Below are 24,857 nucleotides of genomic sequence, written 5' to 3'. Positions count from 1 at the left end.
GACGGTTGAGAATCCTCGGTGTTGATCCCGGGTATGGAATAGTGGGAATAGGCATCATTGAGATCTCTGGAAACAGGATATCCCATGTCTTCCATGGGGCGATAGAAACCTCCAAAGATCTTCCCAGGGGGAAAAGATTGAAGCAGATACACGAAGAATTTTTGAGGATTCTGGAGAAATTCTCTCCCGATGAGTGTGCCATGGAAACGCTGTTTTTCGTCAAGAACGTTACCACCGCCATAGGTGTTGGAGAAGCACGTGGAGTGATTCTTCTTGCCCTGGAGGAAAAGGGCGTTCCTGTTTTCGAATACGCTCCAAACGAAGTGAAGATCTCTCTGACGGGATACGGAAGAGCGAGCAAAAGACAGGTTCAGGAGAACGTGAAGCGTTTTCTTGGACTTTCCGAGATTCCCAGGCCCGATGATGCTGCGGATGCCCTTGCCATAGCGTGGTGTCACGCCCTTCAGAGCAGAATGAGGAGGGTAACACATGGAAAAGATTGAAAACCTGAGATGGAAAAACATCACCCTGAAAAGTCTGGTGATCGATCCTGGTACCGGCGTCGTGACCATATCTGTTGAGAACTACTCCGAGGAAGTTGAAGATCTCGTTCGGTCTCTGGAGAAGGAGACGAGGTTTCGCGTCGTGCTGAACGGATACCACAGAGATGGTAGTGATCTGAAAGAGAAGATCCTTTCCATTCTGAATGGAAACGTTCCCTACATAAAGGATGTCGTGCTTGAGGGAAACAGGCTCGTACTGAAAGTCCTGGGAGATTTTGCCCGTGAAAGAATCGCATCAAAACTCAGAAGCATGAGAAGGGAACTGAATAATATTCTACCCTCCGGTGTTGAGATCATGCTGGAAGTTATAGAACCTTCTGATGATCTTCTGAAGAAAATCCTCCCGCAGATAGAGCCAGAAGATGAGAAAAAGTCTGAAGGTGAAGAAGTGAAGGTCGAAGACAGCAACCACGTGTTCGGGCAGAAACCAAGAAAGATCGTCTTCACCCCCTCGAAGGTGTTCGAATACAACAAGAAAACCTCCATAAAAGGAAAAGTCTTCAAGATGGAAAAAGTGGACGGCAAAAGGACACTTCTCCTACTCTATCTCACAGACGGTGAAGACTCTCTCATCTGCAAGGCCTTCAACGGCATAGAAGAGATAGAAAAGGGAGTATCGGTAGGTGACGTCGTTGTTGTGACAGGGGATCTGGCTCAGGAAAATGGAGAGCCGGTTCTTTACGTGAAGGGTGTGACCAAACTTCCCGAAGAGAAAAGAGTGGACAACTCTCCCATTAAAAGGGTGGAACTTCATGCCCATACCAAGTTCAGCGATCTTGATGCAATAATGGATATTGAATCATATGTCAATCGTGCGAAAGAGTGGGGATTTCCGGCTGTGGCAATCACAGACCACGGAAACGTTCAGGCGATTCCTTATTTCTACGACGCAGCAAAGAGTGCCGGGATAAAGCCCATATTCGGAATAGAGGCGTATCTTGTGAGCGATGTGGAACCCATACTGAAGAACTTTTCGGGCAATGCAACGTTCGAGGATGTCACCTTCGTCGTTTTCGATTTTGAAACAACCGGTCTCGATCCTCAGGTGGATGAAATCATTGAAATAGGAGCGGTGAAGATAAAAGAAGGACGTATCATCGATGAATACCACACGCTCATAAAACCGTCCGGAACCATTTCCAGGAAAAGTGCTGAGATCACAGGAATCACTCAGGAAATGCTCGAAGGAGAAAGGGCCATCGAAGAAGTTCTACCGGAGTTCCTTGAGTTCCTGGAAGATTCCATCCTGGTTGCGCACAACGCGAACTTCGATTACAGGTTTTTGAGGCTCTGGATCAAAAAGGTACTTGGAAAAGATTGGGAAAAACCCTACGTTGACACCCTTGCACTTGCCAAATCCCTTCTGAGACTGAAGAGTTATTCTCTTGATTCCGTTGTGAAAAAACTGGGTCTTGGTTCTTTCCGACACCACCGGGCACTGGACGATGCAAGAGTCACCGCTCAGGTCTTCCTCAGATTCATCGAAATGATGAAAAAGATCGGAATCACTAAGCTCTCCGAGATGGAAAAACTGAAGGACTCCGTGGATTTCACCGCGCAGAAACCCTATCACTGCACGATACTCGTTCAGAACAGAACAGGCCTGAAAAACCTCTACAGGCTGGTATCCGACTCCTACACGAAGTATTTCCACAGCGTACCAAGAATTCTGAAGAGCGAACTGATAGAAAAACGAGAGGGTTTGATCGTGGGAAGTGCCTGCATCTCAGGTGAACTTGCACGTGCAGCGCTTGAAGGAGCCAGTGACTCTGAACTCGAAGAGATAGCAAAGTTCTACGATTACATAGAGATCATGCCCCTGGATGTAATAGAAGAGGACGAAGAGGTCGACAGGGAAAGGCTCAAAGAGGTCTACAGAAAACTCTACAGAATCGCAAAGAGATTGAACAAACCGGTTGTCATGACAGGGGACGTTCACTTCCTGGATCCAGAGGATGCAAAGGGACGCTCCGCACTCCTTGCTCCTCAAAGCAGGAATTTTGAAAGACAGCCCGCTCTCTATCTCAGAACAACGGAAGAAATGCTGGAAAAGGCGATGGAGATATTCGAAGATGAAGAAATAGCAAAGGAAGTGGTTGTAGAAAATCCAAACAGAATAGCCGAAATGATAGAGGAAGTCCAGCCTCTTGAGAAAAAACTCCATCCACCCGTCATAGAGAACGCGGACGAGATCGTGAGAAATCTCACCATGGAAAGGGCACACGAACTCTACGGGGACCCGCTTCCCGAGATCGTTGAAAAGAGGATAAAAAAGGAACTCGATGCGATAATAAACCACGGTTACGCCGTTTTGTATCTCATAGCGAAGGAACTCGTTCAGAAATCCATGAGCGATGGTTACGTTGTTGGTTCAAGGGGCTCTGTTGGATCTTCACTGGTTGCCCACCTTCTTGGAATCACCGAGGTGAATCCGCTTCCTCCTCACTATCGCTGCCCCAGGTGCAAATACTTCGAGATAGTGGAAGACGACAGGTACGGTGCAGGCTACGACCTTCCAGACAAAAGCTGCCCGAAGTGTGGAACTCCACTGAAAAAAGATGGACACGATATACCCTTCGAAACGTTCATGGGATTTGAAGGAGACAAAGTACCCGATATAGACTTGAACTTCTCAGGTGAGTATCAGGATCAGGCACATCGGTTTGTTGAAGAACTCTTCGGCAAGGACCATGTCTACAGAGCGGGAACGATAAACACCATAGCGGAAAAGAGCGCCGTTGGTTACGTGAAAAGTTACGAAGAAAAAACGGGCAAAAAACTGAGAAGGGCAGAGATGGAAAGACTCGTCTCTATGATCACCGGCGTGAAGAGAACAACAGGACAGCACCCCGGCGGTCTCATGATCATACCGAAAGACAAAGAAGTCTACGATTTCACTCCGATACAGTATCCTGCAAACGACAGAGAAGCGGGAGTGTTCACCACGCACTTTGCCTACGAAACGATACACGACGACCTTGTGAAGATAGATGCACTCGGTCACGACGATCCCACCTTCATCAAGATGCTCAAAGATCTCACCGGGATCGATCCCATGAGCGTTCCCATGGATGACCCCGATACCCTCGCCATATTCAGTTCGGTGAAGCCTCTTGGTGTGGATCCCGTGGAACTGGGAAGCGATGTGGGAACGTACGGCATTCCAGAGTTTGGAACGGAATTTGTGAGAGGAATGCTTGTTGAAACGAGGCCAAAGAGCTTTGCAGAACTCGTGAGGATTTCTGGACTTTCGCACGGGACGGATGTGTGGCTGAACAACGCGAGAGACTGGATAAACCTGGGCTATGCCAAACTCTCCGAGGTGATATCCTGTAGGGACGACATCATGAACTTTCTCATCCACAAGGGAATGGAACCATCTCTTGCGTTCAAGATCATGGAGAGCGTGAGAAAGGGAAAGGGCATCACAGAAGAGATGGAAAAAGAGATGAGAAGGCTGAAAACACCGGAGTGGTTCATAGAGTCGTGTAAAAGAATAAAGTACCTCTTCCCCAAAGCCCACGCTGTGGCGTACGTGAGCATGGCTTTCAGGATCGCCTATTTCAAGGTTCACTATCCGCTTCAGTTCTACGCGGCGTACTTCACGATAAAGGGTGATCAGTTCGATCCCACCCTTGTGTTGAAGGGCAAAGAGGCCATCAAAGCGCGTCTCAGGGAACTGAAGATGATGACAGGAAAGGATGCTCAGAAGAAAAACGAAGAGAGTGTTCTGGAAGTTGCCCTGGAGATGATACTGAGGGGATTTTCGTTCCTTCCACCGGATATATTCAAGTCGGATGCAAAGAAGTTTCTGATAGAAGGAAACGCCCTCAGAATCCCCTTCAACAAACTTCCAGGGCTTGGTGACAGCGTTGCAGAATCTATCGTTCGGGCACGTGAAGAGAAACCGTTCACCTCAATAGAGGACCTCGTTCGAAGGACGAAGGTGAACAAAAACCACGTCGAACTGATGAAGAGTCTGGGGGTTCTGAGAGACCTTCCAGAAACGGAACAGTTCACGCTCTTTTAATCGAAAAGAAGTGCCATGATGAGTACATCTTCATAGGAGCCGTCGTCTTTTCTGACGGCTTTTTTCTTCACACCTTCCACCTCGAAACCGAGTTTTCTGTAGAGGCCTATCGCTCTTTCGTTTGATTTCAAAACCTCCAGCTGAATCCTCTTGAAACCGTTCTCCTTTGCCCATTCGATAGCGCATGTCATCATTGCCGTTCCTATACCAAGGCCCCAGTACCTTCTTTTGACGCTTATTCCGAGTTCACCAACGTGCCTTGTTCTTTTTCTACCAAATCCCGTGAAGGTCAGCATGGAAACGATCTCTCTGTTGATCTCCCCTAAGAGCATGAGTTTTCTGGGATCGTTTCTGTACATTTTTATGTAACTTCTCTCGGTAGAAACGTCGTACACCTCATCCGGCCTTGTTATGAGAAAGTCCGTCTCAGAGGTGACCTCTTTCATGTATTCAACGATCCTTTTTGCGTCCCAGATGTTTGCTTCACGTATCATGAGAGAGGATCCGTCTTTGAGTAGAACCCTTTTTGGAAACACTCATTTTCCCTCCAGTTCTAGAGCTTTTCTATGAGATGCAAGTAGAGATTCTATGATCCCACCTCTCACGGCAGATTTTTCCATTGCAACTATCCCTTCGATGGTGGTTCCTGCCGGTGAGGTGACCCTGTGTTTCCAGACGGCAGGATGTTCTTTTGTCTCAAAAAGAAGTCTTGCAGAGCCTTCAAAGAGTTTGTACACAAGATCCCTGGCCACCTCAAAGGAAAGCCCCATCTTCAATGCGGCATCGAGGAAAGCCTCTGTCATTACAAAGACAAAGGCCGGTCCACTTCCTGTGAGGGCAGTTATCGCAGGAAAGTGTTTCTCCTCTATTTCCACAACAAGACCGAGGCTTTCAAGAAGTGATTTCACACCTTCTTTTTCTTCGGAACGGACTTTTTCACTGTAACTGACGGCAAGAACACCTTCTTTCACCCTCACACCGACATTTGGCATGACACGCGCCACCTTCAGGATGCCGTATTCTTCTATCGTTGATATCTTCAACCCGGCAACTATGGATATGAGAACACCGCTGTATCCTTTCAGTTTCTCCAGGATGCTTGAGGCGTCCTGTGGTTTCACAGCAAGTACGATGTAGTCAGAAAGTTTTGCCGTTTCGATATCGACTATCTCGAATGGTTCTCTTTTGAAACGAGCAAGTTTTTCCGGCACTTTTTCAACAAGAAGCACCTTTTCTGCCTTCTCAGACAGTTTCTCTGCAAAGATAGACCCCATGTTTCCAACACCGATAACGGATACCTTCATACTCTTCCCTCCGACATTGGTTTGTGAATATTATACAATTTCGTTCCTTGTTGTTAGAAGAAAATTAGTAAATAGAAGGTAATACAGTTTTATTCACTAAAATACGGTAAGTTCCATTTATTCACAAGGTGGGTGGTGATTGTAACTGGCATTGGATGTGTGATACAGAGTATGCAATTACCGGTAACGAAAAAATTCATGCGGGTTTGAGAGAGGTGATGTATGCATGGAAAATGGAATAATGAGCGAGAATGTGAAACATGATATGAGAATATGTCTTCATCTGTGTTTATGTATCTATCATGAATAAAGAAACCACACACTTAGTCTCTAACCTTTTAAGGGGGACCTTTTTGAACAAACTTGTGAAAACAGGAACTAGACGGTTTTCCCTTGAAACACTCCAAAATGCCCTGACCTAGGTTAGGATAATTTATCTTTTGATTTTGTCTTTCTTTAGGCTTTTCATTGACTATGCAATTATTCCATTTTTCCAAACAGTACTTGACTGAATCTTTCTGTGTGTTAGAATCACCTGTGATGAAACACCCTCTGTATGTTCTCATGTACTCTTGCTTTTTGAAATGCCTTGTGGTATAATTTCTTTGAAATCCAACGGTTTCAATCCTTCCTTAGAGGTATGGAAACCGTTCTGACACGGAACGAATACGGCATCGATTCGTTCTTGGTTTCAATCCTTCCTTAGAGGTATGGAAACTAAACCAAACAAGACTCCTCCTTCCCAAGTTTCCAAGTTTCAATCCTTCCTTAGAGGTATGGAAACTTCTGGTTTGGAGAGTGGTTGGGGAAAGTCTCTTTTGGTTTCAATACTTCCTTTGAGGTATGGAAACCAAAAAGTTTCTTTCTGAGGAAAAATCCTATTACAGCACGTTTCAATACTTCCTTTGAGGTATGGAAACAATCCACCGGCATTCTGGAAGTAAACCACGATTTCGGTTTCAATACTTCCTTAGAGGTATAACCCTTTTGAAAAACATTCATTATCTCCCCATACTCTCACTGGGGAATCTTTTACCAACCGGTCTTGAAATTCTCCCACCTGCTGGTAAAATAGAAACTAGAGGGAGGCCAGCGTAGCTCAACCGGCAGAGCGGCGCATTCGTAATGCGCAGGTTGTGGGTTCGAGTCCCACCGCTGGCTCCATTTCTTTTCATAGAGGGGTGTGAAACATTACCGAAGAATTTGAGGAAAGGTTCCTAGAATTCGTGAAGGAAAATCGCTTGATCGGTGAAGGTGACATTGTTCTCGTTGCCGTCTCCGGTGGAATAGATTCGATGACCCTCCTGTACATCCTGAAGAAACTCTCCCCCCTTTTGAAGATCGAAGTTCTGGGTGCTCATCTCGATCACAGAATAAGAGAAAGTTCAGAAAGGGACAGAAAATTCGTAGAAGACATCTGTCGTCAATGGAACGTTCCTGTGGAAACTGCTGTTGTGGACGTTCCTGCACTGTGGAAGGGCTCTGGAAAGACTCTGGAAGAAGTGGCAAGAGAGGTGAGGTACAGTTTTCTTGAGAAAGTGGCAAAAAAACTCGGGGCAACAAAGATCGCTCTTGCTCATCACAAGAACGATCTTTTGGAAACAGTCCTTCACAGACTGGTGAGAGGCACCGGCCCTCTGGGAATTGCTTGTATTCCGGTGAAGAGAGAAAAGTACATAAGGCCCTTTCTTGTTTTCAAGAGATCTGAGATAGAGGACTACGCTCAAAAACAGAAGATCCCGTTCGTCGTGGATGAAACGAACTACGACATCAAATACACCAGAAACTTCATAAGACACAGGGTTGTTCCTCTTCTCAAGAAACTAAACCCGAACGTAGAAGATGCTGTTTACAGACTGGTTTCGATCAGTTTCATGTTGAGAGAATTCGTTGAGGAGACTGTTCAGAACTTCGTGAAAGAAAAAGTTCATTTTTACAAGGATTTTGCCGTCTTCGAAGAGCCGAAGAACCAGTTCCTGTTTCTTGAAGTCACAAGATGGGTGCTGAAAACCCTCTATGGAAGAACACCGGATTACGAAAAGTTAATAGAATCGTTGAAATCAAGAAGGGTTGAGCTCTGGAAAGATGTGTTTGTGGAAAGATCGTTTGGATACGGGGCGGTGGGGAAAACTCTGTTCAAAAAGAAGTACAGGTTGGAGGTGAAAGATGGCATTTTCGACATCGAAGGGTTTAAAATAAAGGTGAACCTCCACGGAATTGAACGTGCGTTCTGGCTCAGAAATAGAAGAAAAGGTGATAGAATTATAATCAACGGCTCGGAAGAAAAACTGAAGGACATTTTCATTGAAAAGAAAGTGCCAGTGTTTTACCGGGACAGAGTGCCCCTGCTCGTTGACGAACAGGGCAGGGTTCTCTGGGTACCGGGGATCGCATTTTCAGACGAGTTTCCACCGGAAGTGAACGTGGAACTTTTAGAATTTCCGATCGGTTACGTGAAAGGAGGTACGAGTTTTGAACAGGTCTAGTATCTGGAATCTATTGTTTACGATTCTCATAATAGTCTCTCTGTTCTGGCTCGCAAGATTTTTCTACATCGAAAGTTCTCCCGTTTCCAAGCTGAGTTACACGAGTTTTGTTCAGATGGTGGAGGACGATAGAGGACTGGTATCCGAAGTGGTCATCAGGGACGATGGAGTGTTGAGGGTTTACACCAAAGACGGAAGGGTTTACGAAGTTGACGCTCCATGGGTGGTGAACGACTCACAGTTCATCGAAAAACTCGTCTCGAAAGGAGTAAAAGTTTCCGGTGAAAGAAGTGGCAGCAGTTCCTTCTGGATAAACGTCCTGGGAACTCTCATACCGACGATTCTCTTCATAATCGTCTGGCTCTTCATAATGAGGAGTCTTTCTGGTAGAAACAGTCAGGCTTTCACCTTCACAAAGAGCAGGGCAACCATGTACAAACCTTCTGGAAGCAAGAGAGTCACCTTCAAGGATGTGGGTGGAGCAGACGAGGCGATAGAAGAATTAAAAGAAGTCGTGGAATTTCTGAAAGACCCATCGAAGTTCAACAGAATCGGAGCCAGAATGCCGAAAGGAATTCTACTCGTTGGACCACCGGGTACCGGAAAAACTCTCCTTGCCAGGGCCGTTGCCGGTGAAGCGAACGTTCCATTTTTCCACATCAGTGGATCCGACTTTGTAGAACTCTTCGTCGGAGTTGGAGCGGCAAGAGTGAGGGATCTTTTTGCACAGGCGAAAGCCCACGCTCCCTGTATCGTCTTCATCGATGAGATAGATGCGGTGGGAAGACACAGAGGAGCGGGTCTTGGTGGGGGACACGATGAAAGGGAGCAAACGCTGAACCAACTCCTCGTGGAGATGGACGGTTTTGACTCGAAAGAAGGAATCATAGTCATGGCCGCCACGAACAGACCGGACATCCTTGACCCGGCCCTCCTGAGACCTGGAAGGTTCGACAAAAAGATCGTGGTGGATCCACCTGATATGCTTGGAAGAAAAAAGATACTGGAAATACACACAAGGAACAAACCCCTCGCTGAGGATGTCGATTTGGAGATCCTCGCAAAGAGAACCCCTGGTTTTGTGGGCGCCGATCTGGAAAACCTTGTCAACGAAGCAGCGCTTCTTGCGGCAAGAGATGGAAGAGAAAAGATCACGATGAAAGATTTCGAAGAGGCGATAGACAGGGTGATAGCCGGTCCTGCTAGAAAATCCCGTCTCATTAGTCCAAAAGAAAAGCGCATCATCGCATACCATGAGGCAGGGCACGCAGTTGTCTCAACCGTTGTTCCCAACGGAGAACTCGTTCACAGAATCTCGATAATTCCAAGAGGTTACAAAGCACTCGGATACACTCTTCATCTTCCAGAGGAAGACAAGTATCTTGTTACGAAAAATGAACTCCTCGACAAGCTCACCGCCTTGCTCGGGGGAAGGGCAGCGGAAGAAGTGGTCTTCGGAGATGTGACGAGTGGAGCAGCCAACGATATAGAGAGGGCAACCGAGATCGCCAGAAACATGGTGTGCCAGCTTGGTATGAGTGAAGAACTCGGTCCCCTTGCCTGGGGCAAGGAAGAGCAGGAGGTCTTCCTTGGAAAGGAGATCACACGTCTGAGAAACTACAGTGAAGAAGTGGCGAGCAAAATCGATGAGGAAGTGAAAAAGATCGTGACGAACTGCTACGAGCGTGCAAAAGAGATCATAAGAAAGTACAGAAAACAACTTGACAACATTGTGGAAATTCTTCTGGAAAAAGAGACCATTGAGGGAGAAGAGCTCAGGAAGATCCTCTCTGAGGAGTTTGAAAAGGTGGTGGAATGATGGAATTTGACTTTCTTGAGGGAAAGAGGCTAACGGAAGACGTGGCGCTCGATGAAACGATGGCATGGAATGAGGACGTGATGATGCTCGATCTTCATCTTGTCTCCACATCTGCTCTCATGGGAGTTGTACACAGGGTGTCCTACGACCTTTTGAGCAGATACCTTCCCGACGACTACACGGCTGTTGTCGTGGAAAGCTGTGTAAGGCATGTGAAAGCCATTCCCACAGGAACAAGAGTAGCTGTTGGTGTGAGGGTGATCGGAGTCACAGGAAACCGGGTGAAGTTCAGGGGAATCGTGATGAGTGGCGATGAAAAAATTCTGGAGGCAGAATTTGTAAGAGCTATCGTTTCCAGGAATTACTTGCGGAGGGTAGCGCTTGAGAAAACCGAGAAGACCCCAGGATTTTTTGGAATATGAAAAGGTCCTGGGCTTCAAAAGCAAAGAAAGACAGGTTGAAAATCTGAAACTCGAGGGCGACGTTCGTGTCGCCCTCATTGTTCCCAACGATTACATCGTTGCAAGTTCTGGACTTGCCTTCTATTACGTTCAAAAACTTCTCAACCATCATCCACGTATCAGGTGCGAAAGGTTCTTCTACGACGAATCCTTTTCAAAATACTATTCTCTTGAGACACAGACTCCCCTTGATGAGTTTCCCATCTGGCTTTTCTCTGTGAGCTTTGAGAACGATCTTTTGAACCTCCTCGATCTTCTCAAAAAAAAGGGAATCCCTCTTCTCTGGAAAGACAGAGAAGAGCATCATCCCCTTGTTGTGGCAGGTGGTGCTGTGACCTATCTGAACACCGAGTTTCTTCTTCCCGTTGCTGATGCGGTCTACTACGGTGAGCTGGAAAAACACCTTGAAGAGTTCTCAGAAGCTCTCACCGGAGAGAAAAAAGAAGACATTCTGAAAGCACTCGCCGAGATTCCTTCGATGAACGTTCCTTCTCTGGGAAAGAAACACTCGGAGATAGCAACCGGTGTGATCGTAGATGAGTTTCTTCCCCATGCACACATCGTTTCGGATGCTGGTGTCTTTCTCGGAAAACTCCTGGTGGAGCTGGGAAGAGGCTGTATAAGAAGGTGTGCCTTCTGCATATTTGGAAAGAATTTAAAGCCCGCCCGGTTTGTGAGACCGGACAGGTTTGAGAGTCTTGTGGAGGAAATACCCTGGAAGGAATACGGGCTCATAAGTGCCACCATAACCGATTATCCATGGCTCAACGAACTCCTCGACGTTGTTGAAAGGCATCAGTTGAAGATCTCGGTCTCCTCCCTGAGACTCGACCGCCTTTCTGAAAGACTTCTGAAGGTACTGAAAGAATCGGGGCAGAGATCCTTCACAATAGCCCCGGAGGCCGGCTCTCAGAAGATCAGAGACATACTGAAGAAGGACATAACGGATGAACAGATCGAAATCGCCCTGAAAATGGCAAGAAACGTCGGTTTTGATAGAATAAAGATGTACTTCATATACGGTCTTGAAGAGGAAACAGAAGAAGACCTCAGGGCTTTCAGAAAGATAGGAGAGCTCGCACTCCAGATGGGCTACAGGGAGGTCCATATGAGCTTCAACCCTCTCATTCCAAAACCGGGAACGGACTTTGAAGAAAGAAGAATGGAGCCCGTGGATGTTCTGAGAGAAAAAGAAAAGTTTCTGAAAGAATATCTCAAAGGTTTCAGGGTTGACTTTGAGAGCATCAGAGAATCTGTGATACAGTACACGATAGCACGTGCTTCCAGAGAAGAGATAGTCGAGTGGGTGAAGTCGTTCGAAAACAAGAAGCGTTTCAGAAAGATGATCTTCAACGAAGGGAGGAAAAGGCTGTGTTGAAGGAAAAACTTGTGAGCAGAACGGCAGTGGTAGGTGTCATCGGTCTTGGATACGTGGGACTTCCTCTGGCCGTGGAGAAAGCAAAAGCAGGATACAGAGTGATCGGCTTCGATATCCAGAAAAAGAGGGTCGATATGGTGAACGCGGGAATAAACTACATAGGGGACGTGGTGGATGAAGAGCTAAAGGATCTTGTGGAAAAGGGGATGATCAGGGCCACCACAGATTTTTCTGAACTGAAAAACTGCGACGTTGCAACGATCTGTGTCCCGACCCCACTGGGAAAATACAAAGAGCCCGATCTGACCTACGTGATAAACACCGCCAAAGAGATAGCAAAGTACCTCCACAGGGAAATGCTCGTTGTCCTTGAGAGCACGACCTACCCCGGTACCACAGAGGAGGTCGTTCTTCCCATACTGGAGTCCACTGGTTTGAAAGTAGGAGAAGATTTCTACCTTGCGTTCAGTCCAGAGAGGGTGGACCCTGGAAACAGAATCTACAAGACGAAGAACACACCGAAGGTGGTGGGTGGAGTCACAGAAAAGTGCACTGAACTTGCGAAGATCCTCTACGAGAACGTGCTCGAAGCACCGGTGCACACCGTCTCCTCCCCAAGAGCAGCGGAGATGTCAAAAGTACTCGAAAACACTTTCAGACTCGTGAACATCTCACTCATAAACGAGGTGGCGATCCTTGCAAGAAGGATGGGAATCAACATATGGGAAGTGATAGACGCTGCCGCTACGAAGCCCTTTGGTTTCATGCCCTTCTATCCCGGTCCTGGAGCGGGTGGCCACTGCATACCGATAGATCCATTCTACCTCGCTTACAAGGCAAAAGAGTACGACGTGAGACTCGATCTTGTGGAGATGGCAGGGGAGATAAACGATTTCATGCCCGAGTACGTTGTGATGAGGGTCCAGGACATACTCAACGAGAGAAAAAAACCTCTGAACGGCTCGAAGGTCCTTCTCCTCGGGGTTGCCTACAAGGGCGATATAGACGACGTGAGGGAGTCACCTGCCCTCAAGGTATGGGATCATCTCGAAAAGAAAAAAGCGATCGTCGAGTTCTTCGACCCCTACGTTCCTGAGGTGAAGAGAGGAGAGAAAATCCACAGAAGGGTCGAACTCACAGAAGAGTACCTGAAGAGCGTGGACATCGTCGTGATAACAACTGCTCACAAAAACGGAGTGGATTACAACTTCGTTGTAAAGCACGCACCCGTTGTCTTCGACACCAAGAACATCACAAAGGATGTGAAGGAAAACAGAGAAAAGATCATCCTGCTCTGAACCTTCTGATCGCCTCATCGATCTCCGGGATCTGTCTGATCAGGAAAACATAAGAGAGAACCACAAGTGAAACGGTGAGAATGGCAATGGCTTTCCAGAGGGCCCTTCTCTTCCACGAGAAGGGCTTCATTGTGTATCCAAGGAGCATCCCAGACAGAAATCCTCCAAGGTGCGCCGCGTTGTTGATGTTCGTTCCGGGAAGAAACCCGTACACCACGTTTATCAGAATGATGGGAAGAAGAGAAACACCGGTCACCGGCTTCATGAAAAAGGGTGTGTCCTTTCTGAAGCCTGCCGCAAAGAGCACTCCTATGAGGCCAAAGATCGCACCACTTGCACCAACAGAGATCGTGTCGTGGTAGAAAATGTGCGTTGCGATGTTTCCAACCACTCCCGTGAAAAAGTAACTGAACAGGAACTTCTCCGAACCGTATATGTCCTCCACGATCAGCCCGAAGTAGTATAGGGCATAGGAGTTGAAGAGAATGTGGAGGATTCCTCCGTGGACAAAGAGGGCCGTGATCAACCTGAACCAGTCTCCCGCATCGACTCTGGGACCGTACTGGGCACCGTATCTGAGAAGAAGAAGCATCTGAAGAATGGGCTCTCTTGTGGAGAAAACCCCGGAAAGCGCCATCAACACGAATATGAACGCGTTGAACAGAAGAATGAAATAAACAGCCCTTTTTCTCATCACAGCTTTACTCCCTTCATTTCCTCTGTGGAAAAATCGAACGGATACTTCACCGGTCTTCCCTCCAGGAAGGACTTGTATATCCCGAGCACTATCTCCACAGCCTTCTTTCCATCTTCTCCTGAGATGTAGGGTTTTCTGTCTTTGAGGACCGCTTCGTAGAAGTCTCTGTACACGTACTTGTGACTGTCTCCATACACCGTGTCCGGATCTGGCAGGTTCATGAACGGATGGGACTCTTCTTTTTCGAACCTCCAGGTGAGGATCCTGTTGACCGCAAGCCCTCCAACGACGACGGTTCCTTTTTCTCCAAAGATGGCGAGTGTTTCCTCGAGATTTCTCGGGAACACGTTACTTGTTGCTTCTATCAGACCCGTTTTTCCTCCTTTGAACTTCACAATGGCAAACCCGGTGTCTTCAGCCTCTATGTAAGGGTGGTTCGTGTTCGCTATGTGGCCGTATATCTCCTCGATCTCTCCACCGAGAAACCACTGAAGGAGGTCTATGGCGTGGGTGGACTGGTTCATCAGCACTCCTCCATCCATCTCCCAGGTACCCCTCCATTTTGCCTGCCTGTAGTACGCTTCGTTTCTGTTCCACCTCACCGCCACGGACGCATAGAACACCCTTCCGAAAGCCCCAGAATCCAGCTTTTTTCTGACCTCCTGCACAGGCGGATTGAACCGGTTCTGAAAGAACACACCGAGTTTCAGGTTCTTTCTCTTCGAAAGTTCCACCATCTCGTTCATGTGCCGTGTAGAGAGTGCCATGGGTTTTTCCACAAGAACGTGCTTTCCGCTCTCCAGTGCCTCCATCGTCATTTGATAGTGCTTTCCGCTCTCTGTTGCGATGGATACAACATCTATGTCGTCTCTTCTGAGAATTTCCCTGTAATCCTTCACAGTCTCAGGTCTTTTAAGACCCGCTTTCTCAAACTGATCGGCGGCCACGTTCATCCTCTCTTCCACCAGATCGCATACGGCCACCGTATCGAAAAGATCCCTCGTTTCAATCAGAGCAGGAACGTGCTTTTTCTGGCCGATCCTTCCGCATCCTATCAGTGCTACTCTCAGTTTCATGTTCTGCCTCCCTTTCGAAGATGGAAAGTCCCAGAACAACGAGCACAACTCCTCCGATCAAAAGAGCAGACGGAAACCTCATCTTCACAGTGTGTTCAACCACGGCCGTTACAACTGGTATGTAGTATATCATGTTCGTTGTTCTCCTGCTTCCAAGTTTCTCGATCGCCCTGTTCCAGAGAAAGTATGCAAGGCCAGAACACAAAATCCCAAGATAGATCAGAGACACGATTACAGAGGCATTCATGTCCAGCACCTGATGGAACTTTCCAGCAGAAAAGGGAAGAAAAAGAACCATTCCCCAGAACATGATACCGGCGTTCTCTTTGAAAGAAAGACTTCCCAGTCTTTCCACATGGTGTGTGTAGAAGACCCACGACAGGGCCGCCCCGAAGGCGAGAAGGTCTCCAATCGGATTGAGTTTGAGAACGAACCGTCCGTTCAGTATGACGAGGACAACTCCCAGAAAAGAAAGCAGCACGCCAAGGTACATGCCCGCCGTGGTTTTCTTCTTCTGGACGATGTGTGAGAAGAGAAGAAAGAAGATGGGAGCAGATGAGACGATGATCGCAGCGTTGGTAGGTTCTGTGAACATGAGAGCAGAGTTCTCAAAGGCAAAGTAACCAAAAACGCCCCAGAAACCCGCCATGAAGATATCTCTGTTGAAGATCTTCGGCCTTCCCGATACCAGGCTCAGAAAGAGGAAAGAAAGCAGAAATCTCAAAAAGCCTGCAAGGAAAGGATTCAGAACCTGTACAACCACCTTTGTTGCAAGAAAAGAAACACCCCAGAGCACTATCACAAGCCACGCAAAAAACCTCTCCAAGGGATCATCTCTCCCTTCTCAGGATATCTCCGATCCTTGGAACAAAATCCTTCTTTCTGGACATGACACCCTTCAAAAGGAAGAGACCGTCTTTCTTTTCTGCACCATCGAAGGCTTTCTCCAGTATCCTCTGATCTCCCTCCACCATCACAAGGCTCGCCTCTTCTATCGGATTGGTGAAGAGAACAAAACAGTGCGTCACACCGAGCTCTCCTTTGAGGCTCTTCAGGGCAGTAGCGAACTTTTCTTTTTCTTTCAAAAGGACGGAGAAATCTGACGTCATGATCTGGGAAACTGCAAATGATTCCTCACCCATCTCGTACACCTTCACGTCCCTCTTCAGCAGATCGAGGGGATCGACGTTTTCCGGGATCTTCATTCCTTCCTTCAGCACCTTTTTTGCGAACTTTTCCAGATCGAGCTTTGTGATCCTGGCAAGGAAACCTGCCATCGCTCTGTCTTTCTCTGTCGTCGTGGAAAGCTTGAAGAAGAGGGTGTCGGATACGATCCCGGCAAGAAGAACCCCGGCGATTTCTCTTTCCATCTTCACACCGTCTCTCAGGAAAAACTCCGTGACGATCGTGGAGGTGCTGCCCACGGGTTCGTTGTAGAAAAAGACGGGGTTCAGGGTACTCAAACCACCGAGCCTGTGATGGTCGATGATCTCAAGGATCTCCGCCTTTTCCACGCCCTCCGGCGCCTGTGTGATCTCGTTGTGGTCCACCAGGATGACCTTTTTTCTCACATCCTTCATCAGGTCTGTTCTCGTTATCACACCAAGAAGTTTTCCTTTTTCGTCCTCCACGAACGCTGCCCTCAGTTTGGAGGTGAACACGATGTTTTTCACGTCTTCGAGCGTGTCTCTTTTGGTCACCGTTGGAAATTTTTTGCTCATCACCAGTGTCACAGGAAGAGCCAGGTTTATGAGCTTTGCCGCACCGAAAGCGTCGAACTTCACTCTCAGGACGGCGGCACCTTTCTCCTTTGCGATCTCAAGTACCCTGCTGGAAACGGGCGCGTTGTTCACGATTATCATGAGTTTTGCTCCCTTTTCTAAAAGCGCTATCTGGGATGGTTCGTTGTCTCCAACAATGACCACGTCACCTATTTCGATCTTTCCAAGGAGCACGTGGAGCGCGTCAACGGCGATGTGGACCTTTCCGGAGATGGTTTTTTCTTTCAGGTGATCGCACACGACTTCTGCTTTCAACACTCTGACGAGTTGTTCAAGAGGAACGGGATGTATGACTAGTGGTTCTATCTTCAACCTTCTCACATAAACCCGGGCAAGGTTGCTCTCTGTGACCACTCCTATCATCTTCCCTCTGGACACTACGGGAACGTTCTTTATTCCCTTTCCTTCCATCAGCATGGCGACATCGTAAACCGGTGTGTCAGGGGAGACGAAGATCGGATCTTTCAACTCGAGGTCTTCAACGGTGGGCTCCAGCGTTTCAAGAAAGATTGGTGGCCTCACCTTGAAATAATCGAGGACAAACAGTGCTTCGTTCGTCAGCTCCCCGCACCGTGCTGGGATGAATTGTTTTTTCTTTTCCACTTCAGCCTTGTAATGGGCGTACCCTATTGCAGAGCACACACTGTCCGTGTCCGGATTTCTGTGTCCCACCACGTACACTCTTTCCAAAGTCTTCACCTCCGTACTAGAAATTCTATCAGATGGTATAATCCTTAACAGCAAGAGATTGTTGAGAGGGGGAAGAAGGTGTTAAGAAAAGACATAGGAATCGACCTTGGAACGGCGAATACGCTCGTTTTTCTCAAGGGAAAGGGTATCGTTGTGAACGAACCCTCCGTGATCGCGATAGATTCCTCTACAGGCGAAATACTGAAAGTTGGTCTCGAAGCGAAAAACATGCTGGGAAAAACACCGGCCACTATAAAGGCCATAAGACCCATGAAGGATGGAGTAATAGCCGACTACACCGTGGCTCTTGTGATGCTGAAGTACTTCATAAACAAGGCAAAAAACGGCTTTAATTTCCTCAAACCACGTGTTGTTATAGGTGTTCCTATAGGCATCACCGATGTGGAAAGAAGGGCCATACTGGATGCAGGACTCGAAGCCGGAGCGAGCAAGGTCTTTCTGATAGAAGAGCCCATGGCGGCAGCGATAGGTTCCAATCTCAACGTTGAAGAGCCCTCTGGAAACATGGTGGTGGATATCGGTGGTGGTACAACAGAGGTCGCCGTGATCTCCCTTGGCAGCATCGTCACCTGGGAGTCAGTGCGTATAGCAGGAGACGAGATGGATGAGGCCATCATGCAGTACGTGAGGGAAACGTACCGGGTGGCGATCGGTGAAAGAACAGCAGAGAGAGTGAAGATCGAAATAGGAAACGTTTTCCCGTCCAAAGAGAACGACGAACTCGAAACGACCGTTTCCGGAATAGATCTGTCTACAGGCCTTCCAAGAAAACTCACCCTGAAGGGTGGAGAGGTGAGAGAGGCCCTCAGAAGTGTCGTGGTCACAATTGTGGAGAGTGTGAGGACAACTCTGGAAAAGACACCTCCCGAACTCGTCTCTGACATCATAGAGCGGGGAATCTTCCTCACCGGTGGAGGTTCCCTTCTGAGGGGTCTGGACACGCTTCTTCAGAAAGAAACGGGCATCAGCGTGATCAGAGCAGAAGAGCCCCTCACAGCTGTTGCGAAAGGAGCGGGAATGGTCCTCGAGAAGGTGAACATCCTGAAGAAACTCCAGGGTGCTGGATGATGAAAAAAGCGATCGTTTTTCTTCTGTTTTTGACCGTCTTCTTTCTGAACGAAACGTTCGACGTCTCTGACAAACTTCATCCTTTTTTCTACAGAGTGTCGTTTCCCTTCCTGAAACTGAGGGCGTCGATCGAAGACGTCATTTTGAAACTGAAAAACAAAATCTACCCCGGAGACATCTACGTGGGATCGAAAAGTGTTGGGGGCCTTTTTTTTGTTACAGGAAGGGGTGATGGATACTTCTACATTCTCGGAGAGGTGCAGGAAGGCTCTCTCGTACTCGATCCCTTCGAGAGGAGATTCCTTGGAATCGTTGTGGAAAAGGGGCCTCTTTCGAAAGTGGAAACCGTGTTTTCCGAGGACTTCGTTGAGAGGGTTCGGATAGAGAATGCATCTTCTTCCGTTGTGGGGGTGTTGAAGGGAGGGGCCGTTCCAAGGGTTTCCATACTCGAAGACGTGGACGTGACGGGATGGAAGGTGTTCCTGGAAGATGAAAAGTGGAACGTGGCTTTGAAGGACTTTCTTTTCGTCGGAACTGTGGCAGGTTACGACGGGGGGTACTTTCTTCTGAATGCAGAAAAAGACCTTCCCGACAGAGTGGCCGTGGTAGGGGTGGTAGAATGATCTACGCTCTTGCCGTCCTGAGTGTTCTCTGGGATTTTGTCTTCAAAGACGTTCTGATGTTTTTCCCTGCCTTTCTTGGACTTGCTCTCTACAGAAGGAAAAACACCCTCTTTTTTCTTGTTCTCTTGATCAGGTTCCTTGCCATGCCCAGCTACTGGTACGTGATCATCCTCCTTTCGTTTCTTGTTCTTGACGCACTCAGGGGTCATTTCTCATCGATGATCCTGCCCGCTTCTGTTTTGATCGTGATGGGATGTATCCCTTCTGACTCTGTTTCTCTTGTTCTGTCTGCTCTTTCCGGGATATTCCTTCTGTTGTGGGTGAGGCGGCGGTGAAGAACAGATTGATATTGCTTTTCATGGCACTTTCGTTCGTTCTGATCATCATCAAGGCTTTTCAGGTTCAGATCCTCGAGCACGAGGAACACAGAAAGTATCTGGAACTTCTTCAGACGAGGATTGTGAAGGTGCCTGCTCCCAGAGGAAAGATCCTCACCAGTGATGGAAAGGTCCTTGCCAGAGACGAGGAGGTGTACGTTCTCGATCCGTGGTTGAACAACATCGATGAACTGAAAAAAACAGGTCTTCTCACATCAGAGGAGGTCCTTCGTCTCATAAGGGGTGAAAAGGTCGTTCTCGATAAGGCACGTGCGGACGTTCTTTCAAAAAAGGGAGTGCGCATCAGTCTGGACTACAGAAGAAGATACACCCTCACTGCATCTCACGTTGTGGGGTACGTGAACGTGGACAGAAAGGGTATGTACGGTGTTGAACGTGTTTACGATGAGTTTCTGACGGGAATCGAAGGAGCAAAGATGGTGTTCGTGGAACCCTCCGGGAGGGTCACCTCAGAAGTGATGAAAAGCCCTCCAAAGCCAGGAGAGGACATAACGCTCACCATCGACTCCAGGATACAGAAAGTCGCGGAAAAATCCCTGGAAGAAGCTGGAAAACCAGGTGCCGTGATTCTCTCCAGAGTGAAGACAGGAGAAATTCTCGCTCTGGCTTCTTTCCCGGAGTACAATCCCCAAGACTTCTATGAAGGGTTCACAAGGAGGGAATGGGAAAGACTACTGAGAGATTCTCCCTCTCCTCTCATCAACAGGGCGATCTCTTCTGTCTACAATCCTGGCTCTGCCATCAAAGTCCTCTGGGCTCTGGCTGCTCTTTTGAACGGGATCGATCCGAACGAAAAGATCGACTGCCACGGAGTGTTCAACTACAGGAACAGTAAAGGAGAGGTTGTTGCAAGGTACAGGGACTGGAAAGAAGAAGGGCACGGCCCAACAGATCTCAGAAAGGCGATCAGGGTCTCCTGCAACGTCTACTTCTATCAACTCGGATTGAAACTCGGTGTTGAAAAGATGACGGAGACCGCAAGAAAGTTTGGAATTTTCGAAAAAACAGGGATAGACCTTCCCGGAGAAAAGGAAGGCCTTCTTCCAACGCCTGGGTGGAAGATTGAAAAGGTCGGAGAACCATGGTATCCCGGTGACACCATCTTGATGTCCATCGGCCAGGGATACCTCGAGGTCACCCCCGTAGAACTTTTGAAACTCGTCTCACTTGTGGCAAACGAAGGTGTGTTCTACAGGCCACACGTGGTCAAAAAGATCGGCTCAGAAGAGGTGAAACCAGAGATCGAAACACAGATTCAGATCGACGAGAAAATCTGGACTTTCCTCAAAGATGCCATGGTCGATGTGACATCTTTCAGGGGAAACGAAGAGGAAGACCCCGGAACCGCGTACCACGTGTTCAGGGGTTTTCCCTACAGGGTGGCTGGGAAAACGGGGACGGCAGAGACTTCAAACGGTGATCCACACTCGTGGTTTGTGGGCTTTGCCCCTGCCGAGGATCCCGAGGTTGCGATCGTTGTGATGGTGGAACATGGAGGTTACGGTTCTGGTGCAGCCGCCCAGATTGCAAAAGAGGTCCTTTCAGAATACTTCAAACTGAGAGAAAGTGTCCGAGAAACTCACGCGTCCTCTCACTCTCAGGATTAGAAAAGATCTTCTCCGGTGGGCCACTCTCAACGATCTTTCCCTCATCCATGAAGATCACTCTGTCGGAGACGTCCCGGGCAAACCTCATCTCGTGTGTCACGATCAGCATGGTCATGCCCGTCTGCGCAAGATCCTTTATGACGTCGAGAACTTCTTTCACAAGTTCCGGATCTAAAGCGGAAGTGGGTTCGTCGAAGAGCATGAGTTCAGGATCCATCATGAGAGATCTTGCTATCGCCACCCTCTGCTGCTGGCCTCCGGAGAGGTTTCCCGGCTTTTCATTTATCTTGTCGATGAGACCAACCCTCTCAAGCAGTTTTCTTGCCTTCTCTATGGCCTCTTCCTTTGGCATGTTCTTCACCTTCACCGGTGCCAGTATGAGGTTGTCCAGAACGGAAAGGTGGGGAAAGAGGTTGAACTGCTGGAAGACCATTCCGATGGAACTTCTTATCCGGTTTATGTTCCTGTGGGTTATGAGTTCTCCCTTGAAATAGATCTTCCCCTTCTGGTACTCCTCGAGCAGATTTATGCAGCGAAGAAGTGTACTCTTTCCGCTTCCGCTCGGTCCTATTATCGATATCACTTCGCCTTTTTTCACTTCAAGGTCAATTCCCCTGAGCACGTGGAGTTTTCCAAAAAACTTGTGGAGTCCTTCGATCTTCAAAACGGTCTCTTTCATATCTTTAACCTGCCTTCCACGAACCTCACCAGTCTGGAGACGGAAAAGGTGATGGCAAAGTAGATCAGCGCCACTCCACCGTATATGGGAAAACTCATGAAGGTTCTGCTGACGATGTACTGGGCGCTCCTCATGAGTTCGACCGTTCCTATCACCATCGCAAGAGAGCTGTCTTTTGCGAGGGCGATGAACTCGTTTCCAAGTGCGGGAAGAATGTGCCTGAACGCCTGTGGAAGTATCACGTGAACCATCGCCTGAAAGTGTGACATTCCAAGGGATCTTGCCGCCTCGTACTGTCCCTTCGGTACGGACTGTATTCCTGCCCTCACGATCTCGGCAACGTACGCTCCACTGTTTATGCCCAGTGCAACAACGGCAGCCGTGAACCTGTCGAACTCAAGGCCAAGTTCGGGAAGCCCAAAGTACACCAGAAAGAGCTGGACCATCAACGGGGTTCCCCTGATGAACTCCACGTAAACGGAAGATGGGTACCTTATGATCCGGTACTTCGAAAGCCTTCCCATACCGACGAAGATTCCTATGGCAAGTCCTATAAGAACCGCAAGTGAAGTAAGTTGAAGGGTGCGCAGGGCACCCTTCAGAAGAAGAGGCAGATTGTCAACGATCACCTTCAACCATTCTGGCATCCTTCACTCCTCCATCACTCTGAGAACCATTTTTCTATGAGCACGTCGTAGGGGCTCTTTTTCAACTCTCTCAGAACACCGTTGATGAACTCAAGAAGATCCGTGTCCTCTTTCCTCACGGCGATACCGTACTGTTCACTGGAGAGAACATCACTTGAGATGACAATGTCAGGGTTCTTTGAAACAAAGGCCCTTGCGGTAGCAGAATCCAGCACCACGGCGTCTGCCCTTTTCCTCTTCAGTTCCAGAAAGGCATCGGTAAACTTGTCGAACCTGACGACGTTGATTCCCTCGTATTTCGAAACCTCTATGTCTCCTGTGGTTCCTATCTGAACCGCCACGGTCTTTCCCACAAGGTCCTCGTAGGTCTTCGGCCGGAAGTCGCTGTCCTTTCTCACCACGATGACCTGTCCCGCATCGAAGTATGGATCGGAGAAGGCCACCACTTTCTTTCTCTCTTCTGTGATCGTCATACCGGAGATGATCACATCGATCTTCTTCGTCAAAAGACTTGGAATGAGGCCATCGAAGGTCATGTCGACTATCTTGAGTTCCACACCAAGCCTTCTTGCTATTTCCTTTGCAAGATCTACATCGAATCCCACGATGTTTCCGTTCTCATCGACGAACTCAAAAGGTGGAAAGTCCGCAGAGAGCCCAACAAGAAGATACCCTCTGCTTTTGATCTCCTCGATGGCTCCTGAAAAAGCCACCATTGAAATTGCAAGAACCAGTACTGCGATCAGCCTTCTCATTCTATCACCCCTGAGTTATTATACCATCTTTTTGCATATCAATGCTTTATGAAGAGAAGCCACAGTGCAAAAGCAAGAGCAAGGATCCACGTGAACCAGTGAACCTCCTTTGTTTTTCCAGAAAAGAGTTTTACCAGAGCGTAGGAGATGACTCCGAGTGCAATACCGTTTGCTATGGAGTACGTGAGCGGCATCGTTATGACCGTGATGAACGCAGGCAGTGCCTCTGTTATGTCATCCCATCTGACTTTTCCGAGGTTTCCTATCATGAGGGCTCCGACGAAGATCAGAGCGGGGGCTGTGGCGTATCCGGGAACCGTCTGGGCAAGGGGGGCAAAGAAGAGCATGGCGAGCATACACAGTGCCACAACGAGAGCGGTGAGTCCCGTCCTTCCACCCTCTGCTATTCCTGCACCGCTCTCTATGTAGGTCGTCACCGTCGATGTACCGAAGAGGGCACCAACCGAGGTTCCTATGGCGTCCGAAAGAAACGCCCTGTTTGCTCGTGGAAGCTCCCCGTTCTTCATGAAGCCGGCACTCTGGGCAAGCCCCGTGATGGTGCCGAGCGTGTCGAAGAAGTCAACGAAGAAGAACGTGAGGACCACGATCCAGAAATCAAGACTCAGAAACCCAGAAAAGTCGAGTTTCATGAACGTGGGGGAAATGTCCGGAATGGGTCCAACGATCCCCTGGTACTTCGTAACACCTATTCCCGGAATGGCACCCACGAGTGTTGCAACGAGGATTCCGATCATCACAGCACCCGGAATCTTCCTGTGGTAAAGCGCCACGATCACAAGAAGCCCCACAACAGTCACGAGAACCCCGGGATTTGTGAGATCGCCTAAGGCAACGGAGGTTGCAGGATTCGACACGACGATCCCTGCGCTCCTCAATCCTATGAACGCTATGAAAAACCCGATTCCAGCAGAGATTGCGATCTTTATGGATTCAGGGATGATGCCGGCCACGAACTTTCTGAATCCAACGAGCGTCAGACCGATGAAGATGAGACCTTCAACGAAAACTGCCGCAAGTGCCACCCTCCAGTCGATCCCCATTCCAAGACACACTGTGTAGGTGAAGTACGCGTTCAGCCCCATACCGGGGGCGAGTGCGAAGGGATAGTTGGCAAAGAGGGCCATCACGAGTGTTGCCGTGGCAGATCCCAGGATCGTTGCGACCATGAAGGCTCCGAAGAACTGCTGATACAGAGGGCTTCCCGCATCCACTCCAACTGCCTGAACGAGGATGGAGGGGTTCACGAAGACGATGTAGGCCATGGTGAGGAAAGTTGCGATACCCGCAAAGATCTCCGTTTTCACGTTCGTTCCATGCTCTTTCAGATGGAACACACACCTCACCTCCGGTATAAAAAATTTAAAGGGATCGGAAGATCCCAGGCTTTGTTTTGATTCTCTCATGTTTTCTTTAAGAGCACTTTAAACAAAAGAAAAGCGGGAGGAACACCCTCCC

21 protein-coding genes, 1 tRNA gene and 1 CRISPR repeat array are annotated in these 24,857 nt (G+C 48.4%); of the genes, 12 read left to right on the top strand and 10 right to left on the bottom strand.

All coding sequences use genetic code 11. The annotated features are described in order from the left end of the window. Nucleotides 1–5 precede the first annotated feature (5 nt). Together ruvC and CTN_RS00415 are read left to right on the top strand one after the other, a co-directional pair. The gene (ruvC, locus tag CTN_RS00420; RefSeq protein ID WP_038066281.1) at nucleotides 6–503 is read left to right on the top strand and encodes a crossover junction endodeoxyribonuclease RuvC; all 498 of its coding nucleotides are present in this window, start codon (nucleotides 6–8) and stop codon (nucleotides 501–503) included. Then, the gene (locus CTN_RS00415; protein WP_012644975.1) at nucleotides 490–4,593 is read left to right on the top strand and encodes a PolC-type DNA polymerase III; all 4,104 of its coding nucleotides are present in this window, start codon (nucleotides 490–492) and stop codon (nucleotides 4,591–4,593) included. Before ruvC ends, CTN_RS00415 begins: the two co-directional genes overlap by 14 nt. Here CTN_RS00415 and CTN_RS00410 read toward each other — a convergent pair. Together CTN_RS00410 and proC are read right to left on the bottom strand one after the other, a co-directional pair. Next, entirely contained in the window at nucleotides 4,590–5,129 is a 540-nt protein-coding gene (locus CTN_RS00410) for a GNAT family N-acetyltransferase (RefSeq protein WP_012644974.1), read from the bottom strand. The two genes, CTN_RS00415 and CTN_RS00410, sit on opposite strands and share 4 nt — an antisense overlap. Continuing rightward, a complete protein-coding gene (gene proC, locus CTN_RS00405; RefSeq protein WP_012644973.1) occupies nucleotides 5,130–5,897 on the bottom strand; it encodes a pyrroline-5-carboxylate reductase in 768 nt (255 codons plus the stop codon). 618 nt (nucleotides 5,898–6,515) lie between these two features. Then, nucleotides 6,516–6,817: a CRISPR direct-repeat array (repeat unit 30 nt; unit sequence GTTTCAATACTTCCTTTGAGGTATGGAAAC). A 168-nt stretch (nucleotides 6,818–6,985) separates the two neighbouring features. Here proC and CTN_RS00400 point away from each other — a divergent pair. From CTN_RS00400 to CTN_RS00375, 6 genes are all read left to right on the top strand, one after another. Further along, nucleotides 6,986–7,061: transfer RNA gene (locus CTN_RS00400), tRNA-Thr, on the top strand. A gap of 77 nt (nucleotides 7,062–7,138) precedes the next feature. Further along, nucleotides 7,139–8,383, top strand: a complete 1,245-nt coding sequence (gene tilS, locus CTN_RS00395; RefSeq protein ID WP_038066259.1) for a tRNA lysidine(34) synthetase TilS — start codon at nucleotides 7,139–7,141, stop codon at nucleotides 8,381–8,383. Continuing rightward, the gene (gene ftsH, locus CTN_RS00390) at nucleotides 8,370–10,202 is read left to right on the top strand and encodes an ATP-dependent zinc metalloprotease FtsH (protein WP_012644970.1); all 1,833 of its coding nucleotides are present in this window, start codon (nucleotides 8,370–8,372) and stop codon (nucleotides 10,200–10,202) included. Before tilS ends, ftsH begins: the two co-directional genes overlap by 14 nt. Beyond that, nucleotides 10,202–10,624 carry a thioesterase family protein gene (locus CTN_RS00385; RefSeq protein WP_231555923.1) on the top strand — a complete coding sequence of 141 codons (423 nt, stop codon included), beginning with the start codon at nucleotides 10,202–10,204 and terminating at the stop codon, nucleotides 10,622–10,624. The genes ftsH and CTN_RS00385 overlap by 1 nt, the downstream gene beginning before the upstream one ends. Beyond that, a complete protein-coding gene (locus tag CTN_RS00380) occupies nucleotides 10,584–12,041 on the top strand; it encodes a B12-binding domain-containing radical SAM protein (RefSeq protein WP_038066255.1) in 1,458 nt (485 codons plus the stop codon). The genes CTN_RS00385 and CTN_RS00380 overlap by 41 nt, the downstream gene beginning before the upstream one ends. Beyond that, nucleotides 12,035–13,339, top strand: coding sequence for a nucleotide sugar dehydrogenase (locus tag CTN_RS00375; protein ID WP_012644967.1), 1,305 nt, complete (start codon nucleotides 12,035–12,037; stop codon nucleotides 13,337–13,339). Before CTN_RS00380 ends, CTN_RS00375 begins: the two co-directional genes overlap by 7 nt. On the opposite strand, the gene CTN_RS00370 is transcribed toward CTN_RS00375, so the two are convergent. The 4 genes from CTN_RS00370 to CTN_RS00355 are packed head-to-tail and all read right to left on the bottom strand — an operon-like array spanning nucleotide 13,326 to nucleotide 17,583. After that, a complete protein-coding gene (locus CTN_RS00370) occupies nucleotides 13,326–14,033 on the bottom strand; it encodes a rhomboid family intramembrane serine protease (RefSeq protein WP_038066274.1) in 708 nt (235 codons plus the stop codon). The two genes, CTN_RS00375 and CTN_RS00370, sit on opposite strands and share 14 nt — an antisense overlap. Further along, nucleotides 14,033–15,112 (bottom strand): Gfo/Idh/MocA family protein, encoded by a 1,080-nt coding sequence (locus tag CTN_RS00365; RefSeq protein WP_012644964.1) that lies wholly within the window; start codon nucleotides 15,110–15,112, stop codon nucleotides 14,033–14,035. Before CTN_RS00365 ends, CTN_RS00370 begins: the two co-directional genes overlap by 1 nt. Further along, entirely contained in the window at nucleotides 15,042–15,938 is an 897-nt protein-coding gene (locus tag CTN_RS00360; RefSeq protein ID WP_012644963.1) for a DMT family transporter, read from the bottom strand. Before CTN_RS00360 ends, CTN_RS00365 begins: the two co-directional genes overlap by 71 nt. Nucleotides 15,939–15,942: 4 nt before the next feature. Further along, nucleotides 15,943–17,583, bottom strand: a complete 1,641-nt coding sequence (locus CTN_RS00355; protein ID WP_038066252.1) for a putative manganese-dependent inorganic diphosphatase — start codon at nucleotides 17,581–17,583, stop codon at nucleotides 15,943–15,945. A 78-nt stretch (nucleotides 17,584–17,661) separates the two neighbouring features. On the opposite strand from CTN_RS00355, the gene mreB reads away from it, so the two are divergent. From mreB to CTN_RS00335, 4 genes are read left to right on the top strand one after another with little or no spacing between them, the layout of a single operon-like run. After that, on the top strand, nucleotides 17,662–18,672 hold the full coding sequence (gene mreB, locus CTN_RS00350; protein ID WP_012644961.1) for a rod shape-determining protein: 1,011 nt from the start codon (nucleotides 17,662–17,664) through the stop codon (nucleotides 18,670–18,672). Then, complete coding sequence (locus CTN_RS00345) at nucleotides 18,672–19,295, top strand: hypothetical protein (protein WP_038066271.1); 624 nt, start codon at nucleotides 18,672–18,674, stop codon at nucleotides 19,293–19,295. Before mreB ends, CTN_RS00345 begins: the two co-directional genes overlap by 1 nt. Then, nucleotides 19,292–19,630 carry a hypothetical protein gene (locus tag CTN_RS00340; RefSeq protein WP_012644959.1) on the top strand — a complete coding sequence of 113 codons (339 nt, stop codon included), beginning with the start codon at nucleotides 19,292–19,294 and terminating at the stop codon, nucleotides 19,628–19,630. Before CTN_RS00345 ends, CTN_RS00340 begins: the two co-directional genes overlap by 4 nt. Continuing rightward, complete coding sequence (locus CTN_RS00335; protein ID WP_038066249.1) at nucleotides 19,627–21,300, top strand: penicillin-binding transpeptidase domain-containing protein; 1,674 nt, start codon at nucleotides 19,627–19,629, stop codon at nucleotides 21,298–21,300. Before CTN_RS00340 ends, CTN_RS00335 begins: the two co-directional genes overlap by 4 nt. Here the strand turns inward: CTN_RS00335 and CTN_RS00330 are convergent. Genes CTN_RS00330 through CTN_RS00315 form a run of 4 tightly spaced genes read right to left on the bottom strand, consistent with a single transcriptional unit; the run spans nucleotide 21,245 to nucleotide 24,736 of the window. Continuing rightward, a complete protein-coding gene (locus CTN_RS00330; RefSeq protein WP_012644957.1) occupies nucleotides 21,245–21,979 on the bottom strand; it encodes an amino acid ABC transporter ATP-binding protein in 735 nt (244 codons plus the stop codon). The genes CTN_RS00335 and CTN_RS00330 overlap by 56 nt on opposite strands. Beyond that, a complete protein-coding gene (locus tag CTN_RS00325; protein WP_012644956.1) occupies nucleotides 21,976–22,626 on the bottom strand; it encodes an amino acid ABC transporter permease in 651 nt (216 codons plus the stop codon). Before CTN_RS00325 ends, CTN_RS00330 begins: the two co-directional genes overlap by 4 nt. 14 nt (nucleotides 22,627–22,640) lie before the next feature. Beyond that, nucleotides 22,641–23,381: a basic amino acid ABC transporter substrate-binding protein gene (locus tag CTN_RS00320; RefSeq protein ID WP_012644955.1), complete on the bottom strand. Its 741-nt coding sequence runs from the start codon at nucleotides 23,379–23,381 to the stop codon at nucleotides 22,641–22,643. Nucleotides 23,382–23,419: 38 nt separating this feature from the next. After that, a complete protein-coding gene (locus CTN_RS00315) occupies nucleotides 23,420–24,736 on the bottom strand; it encodes an NCS2 family permease (protein WP_038066247.1) in 1,317 nt (438 codons plus the stop codon). Nucleotides 24,737–24,857: the final 121 nt, after the last annotated feature.

The organism is Thermotoga neapolitana DSM 4359, assembly GCF_000018945.1.
GTDB classification, from domain to species: domain Bacteria; phylum Thermotogota; class Thermotogae; order Thermotogales; family Thermotogaceae; genus Thermotoga; species Thermotoga neapolitana.
The sequence above is the reverse complement of the archived record's forward strand: the minus strand, read 5'-3'. Positions and strand labels throughout refer to the sequence as shown.